Raw genomic sequence first — 17109 nt, 5'->3', positions numbered from 1 at the left:
CCGTCCCCGCGTCTTCAGCGTTCGCGGCGAGTTGCAGGTGGTCCTTATGGAGCGTCGGTCCGGTGTGCCCGGAGAGCCCAGTGCGTCCCGTCAGCGGGGGGCCGGTCTCCGGATGATCGCGCTCGCGAGCGTGGTCGCCCTGGCGATCGTGCTGCCGCTGGCCGCCGCCACGGCGGGCCCGGCGGGAACGACGAGCCCGGAGAAGGCCCGTGGCCGCGCCGGGAACGGCCCCAAGGGCGGGCGGGCGCGCACCGCGGCGCCGCTCGCGGCCGTGGCCGGCGCCCCGGACGCCCGGGAGCCGGGCCCGGAGCCCGCCCCCGCGGCCGACGAGAGCGCGGGCTCCGGCGAGGACGCCGTCCGGGACTCCACCCGCTGCGGCCCCGAACTCGCGGCGCCCGAAGGCGTGGAGGCGCAGACCTGCGTCCTGCGGCAGGGGAGCGACACGTGGGCGCGCACGTACTACCGCAACGCCACAGGCGGCCCGCTGACGGCCGTACTCACCCTCATGGACCCGACGGGCCGGACGGTCGAGGTGGAGTGCCGGATGGGGCCTTCGGACGACCCTGGCGGGTGCGAGACGCCGCACGGCCGGACCGTGCGTGATCCGCGGCAGCGCGACGCGTACTCCGCGGTGGCGGAGATCGCCGCGGCGGACGGGCGGATGCTGCTGCGGTCGGGCAGCAACTCGGCGGACGGCGGGGCGGATTAGGGCTCGTCGGGCGGGCTCTTTCCGGGGCGGGACCTCAGGTCACGCACTCGCGTCAGCCGGTCCGGCGCTTGAGGACACCGCCGCGCGGCGGTGGTGCGGGGACGGAACCACCCGCAGGACCGACGCCAAGATCCGCCGGACACGGCGGAAGGGCATGGAAACGCCCGGTCGCTGGCGACGGGGGATGCACCAGCGACCGGGCTCCTAGAACGGTAACAAGAGATCGGCCGTTCGCAAATTCGATCGCGGGTTTCCGGACGCGTATTTCCGGGCTGACAGCGGGAGTTGTGACAGGAGTCACGTAAATGGCGCCCCCGGCGCACCGGAATCAACTACTCCGGCGACTGCGGCGGCTTCCGTGCGGTCGATGTGTCGACCGGGGGGTGGACGGATGCGCGGAGGGGGCGCGGACGGATGACGGACCGGCGCACGCTCGTTGTCGGCGTGCGGGCGGTGCGCTCGTGTTGGCGGACCCGGTGCCTCCGGCGGCGGGCCGTACCGGAACGGCCGGACGGGCCCGGCCGCGGGAGCGTCCCGCGGCCGAGCCCGTCCGTGAGGGCCGGAGCCCGGTCAGTTCAAGGTGATCTGACGGTTGGTGAGGCCGCCGCGGGCGCGCCGCTCCTCGGCCGTCAGCGGCGCGTCGTCGGCGAGCGCCGTGGCCAGCCGCTCCGCGAACGCGGCGGCCGGCTTCTCGACGTCCTCCGCGCGCATCGTGGTCGGCAGGTCCCACACCGGCACGGTCAGGCCGTGCGCGCGGAACGAGCCCACCAGGCGGGTGCCTTCGCCCAGCGAGGACGTGCCCGCGGCGTGCAGCCGGGCCAGAGCGTCCAGCAGCTTCTCCTCCGGCTGGGTCATGACCCAGCGCAGGTGGTTCTTCTCCGGGGTCTCGCACCAGTAGGCGGCGTCGACGCCGGACAGCCGGACCGTGGGGATGGCGGCGGCGTTGGCGCGGTCCAGGGAGGCCGCGACCTCGCCGGTCGCGTTCTCGGCGTTCTCGACCCAGAAGTCGAAGCCCTTGTGCACGACGGGCTCGAACGGGCCCTCCGTCTCCAGCAGGTCCTGGAGGCGCGGTCCGTCCGTGCCGGTGCGCTCGGCGGCCACGGGGCTGCCGGGGGTCGCCGTCAGGGCGCGCTGGAGCGTGTGGGCGAGGTCGCGGCTGAGGTCGCCGGACGCGGTGTCGTTCTGCAGGCCCAGCAGGACGGCGCCGTTGTCCCGGCGGAGCGCGGGCCAGGCCATGGGCAGCACGGTGGCCAGCGTCACCGACGGCACGCCCTCCGGCAGCCCGCCCTTGAGGGTGAGCTCCACGGTCGCGGCGGGTACGAGCTCGCGCAGCGCGACCCAGTCGGCCTCGCCCGGCAGCCCCTCGAAGGGGCGCTGCACGAGCTCGGCCACCGCGTGCGCGGCCTCGCGGCCGTGGCACGCCTTGTAGCGCCGCCCCGACCCGCACGGGCAGGGCTCGCGGGCGCCGACGACGGGGATCGGGCCGTCGACGGCCGACGGCGTGGCGGCCTTGGTCTGGGGGCGGCGCTTCTTGGCCATGGTGAGCGGGTCTCCCGTTGGGGTGCGGATATTGCGGCGAGCCTAGACGCTCCGCTGGGGTGCGGTGTGTGATCTGCGGGTGGGGCGTGGCTGGTCGCGCCCACGCGGCGGAGCCGTATATCGAAACAGGCTCGCGCCCCTTCGGGGCGCTGCCGAACCGCACTGTGGCCGTCTGCCCGTCGGCTCGAACGGGCTGGTCGCCCCAGCTCACGCCCCTGCGCGCGCTCGCAGGCAGCGAGAACGGGCCGCGGTGGGGCTCAGGGAACACCGGGTGTCGGGTGCGGGCCGTGCGTCGGCGAGGCCCCGGCCGGTGGTGATGGGGTGCCGCGGATCCGCGGACGCCTCACGTCCGCTCCGCGGGGCACACCGGCCCTGCACAGGCGCGTCCGAAGCGCGCCCGGTCATGACGATCCGCGCTGGTCTACGCGCGTCGCGTCGTCGTCATGCCAGCTCGTCGATATCCGTGAACGCCATCTCGGGCGCCAGCTCCATCCGCGTCGTGAAGCTGTCACGCGCCGACAGGCAGGCCCATACGGTCACCTCGCCACAGGCGTCCCGTACGCCCCAGTCCTGGGAGAGGGCGCTGATGATGTTCAGGCCGCGGCCCCCGCGCGCGGTCACCGAAGGTGTGGCCGGAAGTGGCCGGGTCGGGCCTCCCCCGTCCGTGACCTCGACCGTGAGCCGGCCGTGCGCGTCGAGTCTCCAGGCCGCACGTATCCCCCCGTCCTTCTCCCCGTCTCTGTCGCCGTTCTCCGGGCTCAGCGGGCGACCGTGCCGGTACGCATTGCTGAGCAGCTCCGAAAGGATCAATACGGCGTCGTCGATGACCGAATCCGTAACCCCGCTGATGCGCAGATCCTCACGCATCCGGTGTCTTGCCTGGCCCACACCGGTTGGACCATGGGGTACGGCCATGATCGACGACGTGGGCACCTCCTGTGCCACCACCAACGCCACCCCCGAGACCTCCTTTGCCCCACGTCAGGGGATGGATGCCCCAATGGACTGGACCGGAAACCGGCCATCCCGGAGACGGTGGGGCACTCGGGGAGGTCGAACACGCACCGAACGCGCCGGTGCACTCCATGTAATGGAGCTACAGCCGGCCGAGCTGCGAAAGCACCTGTTTGGGCCGGTTCGTGATGACCGCGTCCACTCCGGCACGGACGCACAGTTCGACGTCGGCCGGGTCGTTCACCGTCCAGACGTGCACCCGGTGCCCGGCGCGGTGCACCCGGGCCACGTAGCCGGGGTCCTTCCGTACGATCCGGATGCTCGGCCCCGCGATCCGTACGCCCGCGGGCAGCCGGCCGTCGCGGTGGCGCGGGGAGACGAACTGCATCAGATAGACGGTCGGGATGCCCGGGGCGCCCGCCTGGACGCGGTGCAGGGAGCGCGCCGAGAAGCTCATCACCCGGACCGGTGAGGGCTCGCACGGCGGTGGCTCGGCGAGGCCGAAGCGGCCCAGCAGTTCGAGCAGCCTCGCCTCGACCTGGCCCGCCCAGCGGGTCGGGTGCTTGGTCTCGATGGCCAGCTCGACGCGGCGGCCCGCGTCGACGACGAGTTCGAGGAGGCGCTCCAGGGTGAGGACGGAGGTGGCGTCCAGATCGGGCTCCTCGTCGTCGGCGGCCATGCCCTTCCATGACCCGAAGTCGAGGGTCGCGAGGTCGGCCAGTTCGAGGGAGGAGACGGCGCCGCGGCCGTTGGACGTGCGGTTGACGCGGCGGTCGTGCACGCAGACCAGGTGCCCGTCGGCGGTGAGGCGCACGTCGCACTCCAGCGCGTCGGCGCCGTCCTCGATCGCTCTGCGATAGGCGGACAGGGTGTGTTCCGGAGCGTCCTCGGAGGCTCCGCGGTGGGCGATGACGGCGGGCGGGTGGCGCTCGGGGCGGAGGTCCCGGGCCGGGTGCGCATAGGTCACCGCGTTATGGTGCCACCGCCTGACACAATCGCGCATGCGCGCCGTTTGTCTTGTTTGCCCCGGAGTAAAGGGCTACAGGGCCGAGCACAGGCTCCGCTTACGGTGGTCTGACGTGTCATGGGAAAAGCTGGCAGCAGACCGGATCCATGGCATGAGCACAGGGGCGTGGCCGTAGCCAAGGCCGGACGCCGCGCATGACACTGATGTGCACCTGACGATGCACGTGATGAGGAGAGAGCTGTGAGCACCGAGAACGAGGGCGCTGCCGTTCCGCCTGCGCCCGGCCCGGGTACGACGCCTGCGGCGTCGGCAGCCGAGCCGGAGCGCCCCGTTCCATCCGTACCGCCGGTGCCGAGTGCTCCGCCCGCGACCGGTGAGGGTGCCGCTCCGGCTCCGGCTTCCGCCCCGGCCGACGCTCCGGCTTCCGCCCCGCAGCCTCCGGCTCCGGCCGAGACGGCGCAGCTTCCGGCCGTGGGGGCAGGCGAGGAGAACACGGCCGCTCCGGCTCAGCCGGCTCCCGAGGCCGCCGCCCCTCAGCAGCCTCAGCAGACCGCCGCGTTCGCGCAGGCGGGCATGCCGGGCGCGGCGCCCGGTCAGCCTCAGCCCGGTGCGCAGGGCGGCTGGTACGGCGGCGGTCCCGGCCCGCAGCAGCAGCCGTACGGTGGCGCGCCCGCCGCCCCCGGCGGCCCGACCGGCGTATGGGGTGCCCCCGGCGCGTACCCCCCGCCGCGCAAGCGCGCGGGCGGCCTCGTCGCCGCCGTCCTGGCGGCGGCCCTCGTCGCGGGTGGCGTCGGTGGCGGCATCGGCTTCTGGGCGGCGGACCGCACCAGCGGCGAGTCGTCGACGACGCTCACCGCCTCCGGCGACCCCAAGACGGAGAGCCGTACGCCCGGTTCCGTGGCGGACATCGCGAGCAAGGCACTGCCCAGCGTCGTCACCATCGAGGCGCAGAGCGGCGGCGGCGAGGGCGGCACGGGCACCGGCTTCGTCTACGACAAGCAGGGCCACATCCTGACGAACAACCACGTCGTCGCGTCGGCGGCACAGGGTGGCGGCAAGCTGACGGCGACGTTCTCCAACGGCAAGCAGTACGACGCCGAGGTGGTCGGCCGCGCGCAGGGTTACGACGTGGCCGTCATCAAGCTGAAGGACCCGGCCGGCGCGACCCTCAACCCCATCCCGCTCGGCGACTCCGACCGGACGGCGGTCGGTGACGCGACGATCGCGATCGGCGCGCCCTTCGGCCTGTCCGGCACGGTCACCACCGGCATCGTGAGCGCCAAGAAGCGGCCGGTCGCCTCCAGCGACGGCGGCGGCACCGGCAACGCCTCGTACATGAGCGCCCTCCAGACCGACGCGTCGATCAACCCGGGCAACTCCGGCGGCCCGCTGCTCAACGCCCAGGGCGCGGTCATCGGCATCAACTCCGCCATCCAGTCGGCCAACAGCGGCGGCGGATTCGGCGGCGGCCAGCAGCAGGCGGGCAGCATCGGCCTCGGCTTCGCGATCCCGATCAAGCAGGCCCAGTACGTCGCCGACCAGCTCATCAAGACCGGCAAGCCGGTCTACCCGGTCATCTCGGCCACCCTGAACACGCGGGAGTCCGGCAACGGCGCCAAGATCGCCTCGGGCGGCGACGGCAGCGCCCCGGCCGTCACCCCGGGCGGCCCGGCCGACAAGGCGGGCCTGAAGGCCGGTGACGTCATCACCAAGCTCGACGACACGGCGATCGACAGCGGCGCCACCCTGATCAGCGAGATCTGGACCCACCGCCCGGGCGACAAGGTCACGGTCACCTACACCCGCGACGGCAAGCAGGCGACGACGCAGATCACCCTGGGCCAGCGCGAGGGCGACCGCAACTGAAGCCGGGCCCTCCACACGCCAAATGCCCAGACGGTAGTCTGTTCCCGCATCGCTCCAGGTGGGCGGTGCGGGGAGGCTTGCCCGAGCGGCCTAAGGGAACGGTCTTGAAAACCGTCGTGGCAGCGATGTCACCGAGGGTTCAAATCCCTCAGCCTCCGCGTTGTGGCCGTTCGGCCAGGTGAGAAGGGGTGCCTCTGATTCGGGGCGCCCCTTCCGTGTTTGCTCTGTCTCACCGTGAGTCGCCGGTATCCCGCCTCCGACCAGCCTGTGGGTCATACGCCGGCGAGATGCCGGCGTGCTCGCGAATCATGCGCACGAACACCCGGGGCGGTGAGGCGCTCGCCTCCGCTCCAGTGGGTCGGCGACTCCCGGAAGTTGGCGCCTCGGCAACTCGTGAAGACATCTTCATGAGTCATATGCTGAGCTCCGTCAGGCGACAGATCGGTGGGCACTCATGGCCAACGCGTACGAGAAGATCGCGGCCGAGCTTCGCGCGTCCATCCGGTCAGGTCAGCTCGTGCCGGGTGAGCGCCTGCCGTCGGAGACGACGCTCGCCGAGCAGTACGGCCGAAGCGTTCCGACCGTCCGCGACGCGCTCCGGCTTCTGCGGTCCGAGGGGCTGATCGAGAAGCAGCAGGGGCGCGGCAACTTCGTCCGCCAGGCCCGTACGGCTGTGCTGCGGAGCAACCTCCGGCATCAGTGGGAGAAGAACCGGGCCCGCGAACCGGAGGCGGAGCGGGCCGCGACCGGGGCCACTGAGCGCGACACCGGCCTCCAGGTGGGCGATCTCGTCTTTCGCGCCGCCTACCGCGAGGTCGAGGCGGACAAGGAGATCGCGGAGGCTTTCGGGATGCCGCAGGGCACGGGCCTCGTCGAGCGCACGTACCGGACGCGGTATGCCGCCGAGCGCGCTCCCTTCGCCCTGGTGACCTCTTACCTCGTGCGCGACATGGTCGCGAAGAATCCGGCTCTCCTGGATGCCGCCAACGAGCCCTGGCCCGGCGGAACGCAGAACCAGCTGTTCACTGTCGGGATCGAACTGGCCCGCATCGAGGAGCGCGTCACCGCCCGCCCGCCGACGCCGGAGGAGACGGACGAACTGGAGCTGGAGCCCGGCACCGCGGTGATCCTGCTCCGGAAGACCTCGTACGACACCGATGACCGTGTCGTGGAGCTGTCGGACATCACGCTGCCGGGCGACCGCACGGAAATGACGTTCACTACTCACCTCGAAAGGTGGTGAGTGCCGTGCGTCGGCGCGTCATCATCGTCACCGCAGTGCACGGACCGGCCGCTCACCACCTGCCGGATGCCTACAAGTCCCTCTGCGAGCAGGAGCTTCCGGAAGGCTGGGAGTGGCACTGGGTCATCCAGGAGGACGGGAAGGGCGACGAGGTCGCTCCGCACGTCCCCGCCGATGACGTGCGGGTGACCTTCCGGCAGGGGCGGCGCGGCGGTCCGGGCGTCGCCCGGACGCTGGCCCTCGCGCACGCTGACGGTGAGTACGTCAAGATCCTGGACGCCGACGACCAGCTTCCTCCCGGTGCGCTGGCCCGCGATCTGGCCGTCCTCGAACGGGATCCCAGTCTCGGCTGGACGACGTCCCGCGTGCTGGACCTGATGCCCGACGGGCAGCTCGTCGGCTTCGACCAGGACCCGGAGGGCGGTCCCATAGAGCGCGGGGCGGTGCTCAAGCACTGGCGGGAGCACGACTACCGTGCCCAGGTGCATCCGGCGACCCTGTTCGTCCGCCGGGATCTGCTGCTCGCTCTGGGCGGCTGGATGGCACTCCCGGCATCCGAGGACACGGGCCTTCTGCTCGCCCTGGATGCCGTCAGCCGCGGGTACTTCACGCGCGAGGTCGGGCTCCTCTACCGCAAGTGGGAGGGCCAGGCGACCGGGCAGGCCGCCCACACGGACACCGACGAGCGCGACACCCGCATGGCCGTCGTCGAGGCACGGGCACGGGCGCTGGCGTACTCCCGGTGGCAGTACCCGGCTACGGGTTGACCGGCACCTCATAGACGATCTCACCGAGGGCGGCGGGCACGACGATGTCCGCAGTCTCGACCGGCCGTCCGTCGTCGCTGTAGTACGTCCGCTGGATGCGCGTGACGAGCGCGCCGCGTTGAACGCCGAGGAGGGTCGCCTCCTCGGCGTTCGAGGTTGGCGTGAATGCCGACAGCGGGGCCGCCGTCCTGAAAGTTGAACACCATGACTGTCGTCGGCCAAACAGACAGGCGATAGACAATGCAGGCGCGGACGCAAGCGAAGGCTTTACCGCTACTTACCTTGAGTGCCAAGGCTGTTGTGCGCCTCCTTTTTCGCTGAGTCGTGACGCTGAGTCTGAGCTCCGGTTTCAAGCCAAGAGCAGGGATGGGTCGGCTCCTGGAAGGCTCATGCGGCCCCGCCAGGACGGGACGTCAGTACGGGTCAACGCCGACTATCAAGTAGGTAAAGTGGGCGGCAAGTTACTCAAACGTGGCCCCTGGTCGGGGGTGGGTTCCGTGCTCGTGATCCTTGGTGGTGCGGGGGGTGTTCTGTGCAAGAGTGTCCCGGTTTCAAGGGTGGGGTGAATGGTGACGCAGACCCGTTTGTGGAGCTTTGCGTATGCCTGCATGTTGCATCTAGTTTCTTGACGCCAAAGCAAGCCAGGCGCCCCTCGCCGGGTGCCTTACGAATGGTTTGCGACGTCAAGAACCTGGAGTAACTTGTGCCTACCGCCCGGAGAGCTCCCGCCCGTTTCGTCATGTCCGGCGTATCCCTTGCAGCAACTGTCGCCCTCATGAGCGCTGCCGCGCCGGCTTTCGCTGACCAAGCTCCGGCCGATAAGGCCTTGCGTGCGGCCTCGGTCGTGGAGAAGGCGACCGGCACTGGGGACCTCGCTCCTTCCGTGAGCTCCTCCGAGGGCCCCGCCAAGGCCACCACCAGCACTGAAGCGGGCAGCGTCACCGTACTCGCGCCGCATGTCTCGACCGGGAACGTCAAGACGACTGCCGCCGACGGGAGTTCCCTCGGGCTCGGGCTCGCGGGCACCAAGACGGTGACAGGGGTCAAGGCGGGCTCGGGCACCGTCGTGTACTCCGAGGTTGCCAAGTCCACTGACCTCGCCGTGCAGCCGACCACCGACGGCGGGGCGCGCACCCTGGTGACGCTCAAGGACGGCTCGGCTTCCAATGACCAGCGCTTCAACCTCAGCCTGCCGAAGGGCGCAGGGCTCATCCCCGACGGTAAGGGCGGCTTCGCGGTCGTCAAGCCGGGTGAGGGCACCACCGTGACCGTGGGGGCCATCGAGGCGCCCTGGGCCAAGGACGCCAACGGCAAGCCGGTGGCCACCCACTACAAGCTCGACGGCAACCAGCTCGTCCAACATGTCGAGACGAACAAGAACACCGCGTTCCCCGTCGTGGCCGACCCCAAGATCACCTGGGGCAACGTGACCGGCACCGCTTACTTCACCAAGAGTGAGACGAAGGCGATCGCTCAGAACGGTGCACTCACCGCTATGGGCACGTGGGCGCTTCCCCCGGGGCTGAACATCTATGTCTCCGCGCACGCGGCCGCCATCACCACCACGGCGATCAAGGCGCACAGCGCCGGCAACTGCATAAAGATCAAGTTCGCGGCTGGTCTGTTCATCCCGGGCGAGTACTCCGGTGGCTGCAAGTAAATAGGGCGTGGCACTCTGTGGCGCTGTGAGGGCCTGCTGGGCCGTCACAGCACTGCGCTTGGGGCCTGGACGGGATCTACGGCGCGGACATCGAACGGATACGCTTTTTCACCCAAGTTCCTTCCTCTGACACTCAGAGGCTCTGACAGATCACTTCGCCTCGGAGAATCCGAAGGCCTCCCGGACCAGACCACCTGCCGGCTAACGTGCCCGACGACAGTGCGGGGTCAGGAGTTACCACCCATGTGGCCCATATACAGCGGAGCGGCTGCGCTAGTTCTCTCTGTCGCTGCCATGTTCTTTCTAGGACGCCCGATAGATCCCGTGTGGCGTGACAAGGCCTCGCTCGCCGCCGGTGCTGTGGTCGCGATCGTGGTGTGTGTGGCCGCACTCGGTGCAGGAGCCAAGCCGCTTATCGCCTGGCCTGCCGTGATCTTCTGGGGGATCGGCGTGGTGCAGGGAACGCACCTGGTGAAGTGCGCCCGCGCGGGTCGCACATCAGCCAGCCAGTAGGCGGGCGCCATGTGGCGGCCGAATGCCATCGGTGCTGTAGACCGTGTCGAGGCGCAGGCCCCAAGCCCTAGCCGCGCAGGGGCACCGAGGGTTCAAATCCCTCAGCCTCCGCGTTGTGGCCGTTCGGCCAGGTGGGAAGGGGTGCTCCGATTTGGGGGCGCCCCTTTCGCGTTGGGATGCCTGGCGGTGGGCTCGCGGACCGACCGGCGTCAATGGTCCGCGTGCTGCCCCTGCGAGGGCTGTCGTATCCACGTGGCCAGCAGCCGGAGCGCCTCCTCGGAGCTGGAGCCTGCCTCGGCGGTGTAGACGCTCAGTCGCTGGTCCGGGTCGGCGGGCAGGGTGAGGGACTCGTAGTTGAGGGTGAGCCGGCCGGCGATCGGGTGGTGGAAGTGTTTGCTGCCGTGCGTGTGCCGGTAGACGTTCTGGTCGGCCCACCAGCGGCGGAAGTCCTCGTCCGCGATAGAGAGTTCGCCGACGAGTTCGGCCAGCAGCGGATCGTGGGGATGGCGTCCGGCGTCGCGCCGGAGCGAGGCGACGAGGTCCTGGGCGTGGGTGTCCCAGTGGGTGTACAGCGAACGGGCGGTCTCGTCGCAGAACATGAACCGCACCAGGTTCCGCTCGCGGTGCGGCAGCGCGTCGAAGTCGGTCAGCAGCGCACGTGCCATCTGGTTGGACGCGAGTACGTCCAGTCGCCGCCCCAGCACGAGGGCGGGGGTGTGCTCGAGGATCCGGAGCAGGTCGCGCAGTCCCGGGCGGACCGGCTGCGGACGCGTCGCCGTGCGGCGGGGCCTGCCTGCGGCGGGCTTGGCGAGCTGGAACAGGTGGGTGCGTTCGACGGGATCGAGGCGTAGCGCGCGGGAGATGGCGTCCAGCACGGTCTCGGAGACGTTCAGCCGGCGTCCGCGTTCCAGGCGTACGTAGTAGTCGACGCTCACGCCCGCCAGTTGCGCGATCTCCTCGCGGCGCAGTCCCGGCACTCGCCGGGAGCCGCCGTCGTCGGGCAGGCCCGCCTGGCGCGGGGTGATCCGCGCCCGCCGGGAGCGGAGGAACTCACCGAGAGCTGTGTTGCGGTCCATACCGTTCACGATAGGGCTCAAGATCGCCCCGACGGCCCGCGAAGGGGGGACTGGCAGTCCCCCGGCCCGGCCGTCCCCGGGGCGAAGCGGACCCCCTGGAAGCCGGTCAGCGGCCGATTCCGGTGCTGAAGTGGAACGCGTCGAGACCGACCGGGGCCCAGCCGCCCCGGTCGGCCCCCGTTCGCATCGCACGAAGGGAACTCCTGTGTCGGACACCAAGACATTCCTGATCACCGGCGTCAGCACCGGCCTGGGCCGCGCACTCGCCCGCGCGGCGCTGGCCGCGGGCCACCGGGTGGTGGGCACGGTGCGTACGCCCGCCGACGCACGGGCCTTCGAGGCGCTCGCCGGCGACGCGCACGCCCGCATCCTGGACGTGACCGATCACGACGCGGTGGACGCGGTCGTGGACGGGACCGAGCGCGAGCTGGGCCCGGTCGACGTACTCGTCGCCAACGCCGGGTACGGCCATGACGGCCTCTTCGAGGAGTCGTCGATGGATGACCTCCGCCGTCAGTTCGAGGTGAACGTCTACGGAACCGTGGCGGTGATCAAGGCCGTGCTGCCGCACATGCGGAAGCGCCGTTCGGGCCACATCATCGCCGTCACCTCGATGGGCGGGCTGATCACCATGCCGGGCCTGAGCTTCTACCACGGCAGCAAGTTCGCGGTGGAGGGCATCCTCGAAACGCTCGGCAAGGAGGTCGCCGACTTCGGCATCCATGTCACCGCCGTCGAGCCGGGCAGTTTCCGGACCGACTGGGCCGGCCGCTCGATGACCCGCGCACCCCGTGCGATCGCCGACTACGACGAGCTGTTCGAGCCGCTGCGCGCCCGGCGCGCCCGCGGCAACGGGCACCAGCCGGGCGACCCGGACAAGGCCGCGGCCGCCGTGCTGCGGATCGTGGCGGCCGACCAGCCGCCGACGCGCCTGCTGCTCGGCCCCGACGCGCTCCGGCTCGTCCAGGCCGGTCGGGACGCCTTCGAGCGCGACATGCAGGCATGGGCCGAGCTGTCGGCCTCCACCGACTTCGACAACGTCAGCCGGTCCGCCTGACGGCGGATGATTCGGGCAGCTGGAGTGCCCTCATCAGGAGAGGAATCGGGGGGCTCCTCATGTCCTCCTGAGAGTCCACCGACCGGGGCGGTAAATGGGCCCGGCCCGCAGGGAATTACGGGGCGGGCCCGGTCATCAGGATCGCTCCCCGGTCACTTCCAGGTGATGCCCTTGCCCAGGGTGAACGGCTCGCCCCAGTATTCGGCCGAGGTGACCTTCACCGAGGCCGTCGGGGCGAGGGCCACCGCGCAGCCCTGGGCGGTCTTGCCCGCGGTGAAGCCGCTCGGGAGGGAATCGCCTTTGCACTTGTCGAAGTCGCCGATGACCATGAGGTCCTGGGCCTCGGTGCCGTCGGGCAGATGGCCCTTCATGTGGTTCACGGCGCTGTAGGAAAGGTCGCTGGTACCGGCGTTCGTGACCGAATAGCGGATGTAATAAGGAACCTTGCCCTTGACCTGGTCGCCGAGGTTCAGCGAGGCCAGGTCGGCGGCGTCGCCCTGCTCGATCGCGGTGACGGTCAAAGAGATCTCGCCCTTCGACTTCCCATAGGTGAAAGGGACTTTGGACGCCTCCCCGAGCTTGAGCTGCTGTCCGGACTTCGCGTCCGCCCCGCCTCCGCCGTCGGCCGTCCCGGTGGGCGCGCTGTTCGGCCAGTTCGGCCCGCTCGTCGCGCTGTCGCCGCCGGAGGTGCTCGGCCTGGCGGCCGACGCGGAGGAAGCGGGGTGGGCGGGACTGCCGTCGGGGCCGCACCCGGTCAGGGCGAGCGCCCCGACGGCGATGAGCCCGCCGAGTCTCCGAGCGGCCTTGACGGTGTCGATTCCGTTCATCGTGTGATTCCCCGTTGCTGTGGATCGATGAATGCGAGGGGACCGTACCCGGAGTAACAGGCGGACGGTTGGCGCAAAAACGACCTCTCGTGAGCGATCGCTTCTTCATGTGTCGCAGATCACCCGGCAGGATCTCCGATTTACACGACGGTGTCGTGACAAGGCATCCCTTTCCGGGGCCGCCGCCGGTTGCACGGGCACGCGGCAGCCGCAAGAGGCCATCGGATGACGGGTATTCACCCAAAGGTCCATGCCGCGTTGCCTCGTTTTTACGACGCGCTAACAGAACTCACTTGCGTGTCGGGGGCTCGCGCATGGTGGGATAAGGCGATGCGAACCCCCATACGCATGCAACCTCGCCCTCGTAATCCGTACGACGAACTCGCCGCGCTCGCCGACCCCGACCCGCTTCTCGGCGAAGTGACCCAGGAGATGCCGATACCGGAGGGCGTGCCGGGGGATTGCCCGACATCTGCGCAAACCGTCCTTCCGCTGCGGATCGAACGTGACGAGCCGTGGTCGCCGCCCGATCACCGCCGGGCCGGGAAAGGGCGGCGTGCCAAGCGGAGCCGGCGGCGGCGCCGGGGGCCGTTCGCGGCCGTGCCGCGCGCGCTGAAGCTGCTGTTCGCGCTTCTCGTCTGCACCGGATTTCTCGTGCTGGCGGACCGGTGCGCGGCGATGTACGCCGAGAAGAAGGCGCAGCGGACGCTCCAGGACCAGCTTCATCTGGTGGCCGCCCCGCAGGTGGACATCCACGGGTTTCCCTTCCTCACGCAGGTGCTCGACAAGCGCCTGGAGCGGGTGGACGTCACCGTGCCGCATGTCGCCGCGGACCGGGTGTCGCTCGCGAAGGTCCGGGCGAGTGCGCACGACATCCGGCTGACCGGCGATCTGCCGTCCGACATCCGTGGCGCGGTCGTCGGGAATCTGGACGGCGAAGTCGTGATGTCCTTCGACGACATGAACCGCGAACTCGCCGCTTCCCAGGTGAAATTCAGCCGTCGTGACGAAAATTCCGTCAGCGCGGACGGCAAGCTCGTGATCGCCGGGCAGGAATTGCGCGTACGGGCGGAGGCGCAGCTCCGGCTCGTCGACAACCGGGAGCTGTCCACCGACGTCGACGGCATGAGCCTCGACGTGCCCGGCATCGCCACTTACCGCCCGGGGCGGGGCCGCGGCCTGACCCTGCACCGCGAGACGGCCGAACGCATCAGCCGGGACGCGGCCCGCGTGAAGGCGCTGCTCTCGGTGCCCGCGGTGGTCGAACGGCTCGGGGTGCCGGCGGATGTCGTCGCGGAGGCGCTGCGGGACGAGGAGAAGCTGCACGAGCTGACGGGGGCGCCGAAGTTCGTCGAGCAGCTCACCCATGTCAATCTCGTCGATGTCGTCGTCGACCGGCCGTGGTTGCTCTCGAAAATCGGCATCGATCCGAAGCTGATCAATGGGCTGATCCATATGCGGCCGCCGGAGCTCTCCGACCGCCTGTCGTTCTCCTTCTCCCTGCCGAAGGAGGCGCGGCTGCTTCAGCTGCGCGGCGTGAAGGTCGAGAAGGACGGTATCCGCGTGAGCCTTTCCGGAATGGAACTGGCGGTCGGCAAGAACGGATAGCCCGGACCGGGGCAGGCCCGTCGGCAGCGGTCAGGTCAGGCCGGCGCAGAGTTCCATGATCAGGTCGGCAACCTTTTCCGGTTCGCGCAGGGGCGCGTAGTGGTCCGATTCCGTGAGCCTTACGAGGCGGCAGCCGGGGATGCGTTCCGCCATTTCCTCGTTGCAGCGGACGACTTCGGGCTGGTCGTGCTCGCCGAGGGCCAGGACGCAGGGGACGCGGAGTTCGCCGAGGCGGTCGAAAGCGGGGGCGTCCCGGGTGAGAAGGGGGAAGTTGGAGAACCACGCCGGGATCGCCGAGCGGAGCTGGGCCACTGCCTGCGGGTCGCCGTCCTTGCCCAGTGCGCCCCAGGTGCGCAGGCTGAAGGCGATCAGTCCGTCCATGTCCCCGGCCTTGGCCAGAACCTCGATCCGGGCCATGAGATCCGGGGAGACCAGCCCTTCGTATCCGGTGACGCCCGGGCCCACCAGGGCGAGGCCCGCGATCCGCGCGGGGGAGTCCAGCGCGACGTTCAGCGCGGCCGAGCCGCCCATGCTGGAGCCTGCCAGGACCGCCCGGTCCAGCGCGAAGTGGTCGAGCACCGCGGTGAGGTCCCCGGCGAGGGAGAAGGCCGTGGTGGGCTTCGGTGAGCGGCCGTAGCCGCGTGCGTCGTATCGGATCACGCGGTGCCGCTGTGTGAGGCGCGGCAGGATCGGATCCCAGAAGGCGGAGTCCCCGACTCCGGGGTGCAGCAGGACCAAGGGGAGGCCGTGGCCGCCGGTGTCTTCTGCCCATACTTCGCCGCCGTCTACCGGCGCCATGAGTTCCATGACCTCAGTCTGGTGGGGGCGCACCCGAGATCACCACCCTTGCGGGGTGGGCTTGCGGGTGTCAGGTGCGGGTTGCTGTCGCCTGCGGCGGGCTCTTCCCCCACCCCGCCCCTTCCCGCTGCGTCTGATGTGCGGCCCCGCCGCGTGGGGGCACGCGCCCCGGGCCCCCGGCTGCGGGTCGGTTCGCCGCCTGCGGCGGGCTTTGTTCCCCCACCCCGCCCCTTCCCGGCTGCGTCTGATGTGCGGCTCCGCCGCGTGGGGGGCGCTGCCCCAGACCCCGACCTGCACGTCCGTTGCCTCCCCCAGATGCCGTCCGGGGGTGCCCCCAGAGGTGCCCCAACGGGCTGAATGCGTACCCCGAAGCCGGACGGGCCCGCACTTGCCCACCTGCGGGAGGGGGTGGGGTCGGAGGGTGGGGTTCTGGAACGCGGTGCGTGTATCAGGGCACCCAATACGCAGGACGGTGCCCGCACCGCGTTCCAGGTTCCCAGCCCGGAGGCGCCGCCCCCGCACCCACCACCACCCAAGCCTGGCCGGCGCTTGAGGCCACGCCCGCAGGGCGTCCCGCCGCAGGCGCACACAACCCGCACCCAAAAACCGTCCCGCCGCAGGCGCACACAACCCGCACCCAAAAACCGTCCCGCCGCAGGCGCACACAACCCGCACCCAAAAACCGCCCCCGCACCCAGCGGAACCCGCACAAGACAACGGCCGCCCCGCCGCAGGCGGCAACGCACCCGAATCCGACCCCAACCGACCGAACCCGCCCGAAAAAAAGCCGGAACGGTTCTCCCTATGGGGCGCAACGGCTAGAAGCGTCGGAAGAGCCCCCCGGGAAGCGCCGGGCGCACGCCGAGTGGAGTGTCAGGGTTTATTCGGGAGCGGTCATGCTTGCGAGGGAATGAGAAGGGGCGGGTGGTTCGCCGGGGATTCGGTGGGCACATCTTCATCAGCGACGTCGGCGACACCGCCGGGCGGCAGGCCAACTGCCCGGCACTAAGCAGTAGTTCCGTTCTGCGTTCTGGAGGAATTGACATGGCAAGCACCCGCACTGCTCGCGTCCTCGCCGCTGTTGCCGCTCTCCCGATGGCCGCACTGCTGTTCACCGGCATCGCCTCGGCCGACGACGGCGGTCAGCTGGCGAACCGGGGATCCAACGTGGCCGCTGCCGCGATCGTGGGCAGCGGTGTCGGGCACACCAACAACGGAAACTCCACGACGGGCCTCCAGCAGGCCACGGGTTCCGGTGCCTCGAACCAGGCCGCCACGGCGAGCGTCAACAACTCCCACGACACCGCCATCCGCCAGGACAACGTCTCCGTGACCTTCACGAACCTCTGGTAGCCCCTGGAGAGGGCGACACCCGTGACCGGCGGGTGAGAGTGGACAGGGTCTGGTGATGGTCGCGGGGGGGGCCCCCCCCCGGGGCGCCCCCCGGCCGGGCGCGCGGGGGGGGCCCCCCCGCCCCCCCCCCGGGCCCGCCCCGGTTTTAGTGAGGAGCGTGCGGTCAACACCG

Annotated in this window: 14 protein-coding genes, 1 tRNA gene and 1 pseudogene; 9 read left to right on the top strand and 7 right to left on the bottom strand. The window is 70.5% G+C overall.

Features of this window, described 5'->3' with window-relative positions; genetic code table 11:
• Positions 1-112: 112 nt before the first annotated feature.
• Positions 113-709, top strand: coding sequence for a hypothetical protein (locus tag ACFY1P_RS15655; protein WP_361519222.1), 597 nt, complete (start codon positions 113-115; stop codon positions 707-709).
• 570 nt (positions 710-1279) lie between these two features.
• Here ACFY1P_RS15655 and ACFY1P_RS15650 read toward each other — a convergent pair.
• The 3 genes from ACFY1P_RS15650 to ACFY1P_RS15640 all read right to left on the bottom strand — a co-directional run bounded on the left by ACFY1P_RS15650 (position 1280) and on the right by ACFY1P_RS15640 (position 4169).
• A complete protein-coding gene (locus tag ACFY1P_RS15650) occupies positions 1280-2248 on the bottom strand; it encodes a DUF5926 family protein (protein ID WP_361519219.1) in 969 nt (322 codons plus the stop codon).
• A gap of 441 nt (positions 2249-2689) precedes the next feature.
• Positions 2690-3163 (bottom strand): ATP-binding protein, encoded by a 474-nt coding sequence (locus tag ACFY1P_RS15645; RefSeq protein WP_361519537.1) that lies wholly within the window; start codon positions 3161-3163, stop codon positions 2690-2692.
• A 181-nt stretch (positions 3164-3344) separates the two neighbouring features.
• The gene (locus ACFY1P_RS15640) at positions 3345-4169 is read right to left on the bottom strand and encodes a glycerophosphodiester phosphodiesterase (protein ID WP_390750869.1); all 825 of its coding nucleotides are present in this window, start codon (positions 4167-4169) and stop codon (positions 3345-3347) included.
• A gap of 240 nt (positions 4170-4409) precedes the next feature.
• On the opposite strand from ACFY1P_RS15640, the gene ACFY1P_RS15635 reads away from it, so the two are divergent.
• From ACFY1P_RS15635 to ACFY1P_RS15620, 4 genes are all read left to right on the top strand, one after another.
• Positions 4410-6035 (top strand): S1C family serine protease, encoded by a 1626-nt coding sequence (locus tag ACFY1P_RS15635; RefSeq protein WP_390750868.1) that lies wholly within the window; start codon positions 4410-4412, stop codon positions 6033-6035.
• Positions 6036-6106: 71 nt separating this feature from the next.
• A tRNA-Ser gene (locus ACFY1P_RS15630) sits at positions 6107-6193 on the top strand.
• Between the two features lie 296 nt (positions 6194-6489).
• A complete protein-coding gene (locus ACFY1P_RS15625; RefSeq protein WP_390750867.1) occupies positions 6490-7278 on the top strand; it encodes a GntR family transcriptional regulator in 789 nt (262 codons plus the stop codon).
• Positions 7279-7283: 5 nt separating this feature from the next.
• Positions 7284-8045, top strand: coding sequence for a glycosyltransferase family 2 protein (locus ACFY1P_RS15620; protein WP_390750866.1), 762 nt, complete (start codon positions 7284-7286; stop codon positions 8043-8045).
• On the opposite strand, the pseudogene ACFY1P_RS15615 reads toward ACFY1P_RS15620, so the two are convergent.
• Positions 8035-8199: pseudogene (locus ACFY1P_RS15615) on the bottom strand (UTRA domain-containing protein); the annotation flags it as partial. The gene ACFY1P_RS15620 and the pseudogene ACFY1P_RS15615 sit on opposite strands and share 11 nt — an antisense overlap.
• Positions 8200-8928: 729 nt before the next feature.
• Here ACFY1P_RS15615 and ACFY1P_RS15610 point away from each other — a divergent pair.
• Complete coding sequence (locus tag ACFY1P_RS15610) at positions 8929-9705, top strand: hypothetical protein (RefSeq protein WP_390750865.1); 777 nt, start codon at positions 8929-8931, stop codon at positions 9703-9705.
• Positions 9706-10427: 722 nt separating this feature from the next.
• On the opposite strand, the gene ACFY1P_RS15605 is transcribed toward ACFY1P_RS15610, so the two are convergent.
• A complete protein-coding gene (locus tag ACFY1P_RS15605) occupies positions 10428-11294 on the bottom strand; it encodes a helix-turn-helix transcriptional regulator (protein WP_361534086.1) in 867 nt (288 codons plus the stop codon).
• 205 nt (positions 11295-11499) lie between these two features.
• On the opposite strand from ACFY1P_RS15605, the gene ACFY1P_RS15600 reads away from it, so the two are divergent.
• Positions 11500-12351, top strand: a complete 852-nt coding sequence (locus tag ACFY1P_RS15600) for an oxidoreductase (protein WP_361534083.1) — start codon at positions 11500-11502, stop codon at positions 12349-12351.
• A 152-nt stretch (positions 12352-12503) separates the two neighbouring features.
• On the opposite strand, the gene ACFY1P_RS15595 is transcribed toward ACFY1P_RS15600, so the two are convergent.
• Positions 12504-13178 (bottom strand): hypothetical protein, encoded by a 675-nt coding sequence (locus ACFY1P_RS15595; RefSeq protein ID WP_361534080.1) that lies wholly within the window; start codon positions 13176-13178, stop codon positions 12504-12506.
• 225 nt (positions 13179-13403) lie between these two features.
• On the opposite strand from ACFY1P_RS15595, the gene ACFY1P_RS15590 reads away from it, so the two are divergent.
• The gene (locus ACFY1P_RS15590; RefSeq protein WP_390750864.1) at positions 13404-14786 is read left to right on the top strand and encodes a DUF2993 domain-containing protein; all 1383 of its coding nucleotides are present in this window, start codon (positions 13404-13406) and stop codon (positions 14784-14786) included.
• A 30-nt stretch (positions 14787-14816) separates the two neighbouring features.
• Here ACFY1P_RS15590 and ACFY1P_RS15585 read toward each other — a convergent pair whose 3' ends face one another.
• Complete coding sequence (locus tag ACFY1P_RS15585) at positions 14817-15593, bottom strand: alpha/beta hydrolase (protein ID WP_361534074.1); 777 nt, start codon at positions 15591-15593, stop codon at positions 14817-14819.
• 1035 nt (positions 15594-16628) lie between these two features.
• Here ACFY1P_RS15585 and ACFY1P_RS15580 point away from each other — a divergent pair.
• Positions 16629-16937 carry a hypothetical protein gene (locus ACFY1P_RS15580; RefSeq protein ID WP_361534071.1) on the top strand — a complete coding sequence of 103 codons (309 nt, stop codon included), beginning with the start codon at positions 16629-16631 and terminating at the stop codon, positions 16935-16937.
• Positions 16938-17109: the final 172 nt, after the last annotated feature.

It is taken from the genome of Streptomyces sp. NPDC001407 (genome assembly GCF_042895325.1).
Taxonomy (GTDB): domain Bacteria; phylum Actinomycetota; class Actinomycetes; order Streptomycetales; family Streptomycetaceae; genus Streptomyces.
This window is presented reverse-complemented; position numbering and strand designations above follow the sequence as displayed.

Coding starts and splice junctions, on each gene's coding strand:
- ACFY1P_RS15625 (WP_390750867.1), top strand. CDS start 6,490: ATGGCCAACGCGTACGAGAAGATCGCGGCCGAGCTTCGCGCGTCCATC.
- ACFY1P_RS15585 (WP_361534074.1), bottom strand. CDS start 15,593: ATGGAACTCATGGCGCCGGTAGACGGCGGCGAAGTATGGGCAGAAGAC.
- ACFY1P_RS15650 (WP_361519219.1), bottom strand. CDS start 2,248: ATGGCCAAGAAGCGCCGCCCCCAGACCAAGGCCGCCACGCCGTCGGCC.
- ACFY1P_RS15605 (WP_361534086.1), bottom strand. CDS start 11,294: ATGGACCGCAACACAGCTCTCGGTGAGTTCCTCCGCTCCCGGCGGGCG.
- ACFY1P_RS15655 (WP_361519222.1), top strand. CDS start 113: ATGATCGCGCTCGCGAGCGTGGTCGCCCTGGCGATCGTGCTGCCGCTG.
- ACFY1P_RS15590 (WP_390750864.1), top strand. CDS start 13,404: ATGACGGGTATTCACCCAAAGGTCCATGCCGCGTTGCCTCGTTTTTAC.
- ACFY1P_RS15595 (WP_361534080.1), bottom strand. CDS start 13,178: ATGAACGGAATCGACACCGTCAAGGCCGCTCGGAGACTCGGCGGGCTC.
- ACFY1P_RS15645 (WP_361519537.1), bottom strand. CDS start 3,163: ATGGCCGTACCCCATGGTCCAACCGGTGTGGGCCAGGCAAGACACCGG.
- ACFY1P_RS15580 (WP_361534071.1), top strand. CDS start 16,629: ATGGCAAGCACCCGCACTGCTCGCGTCCTCGCCGCTGTTGCCGCTCTC.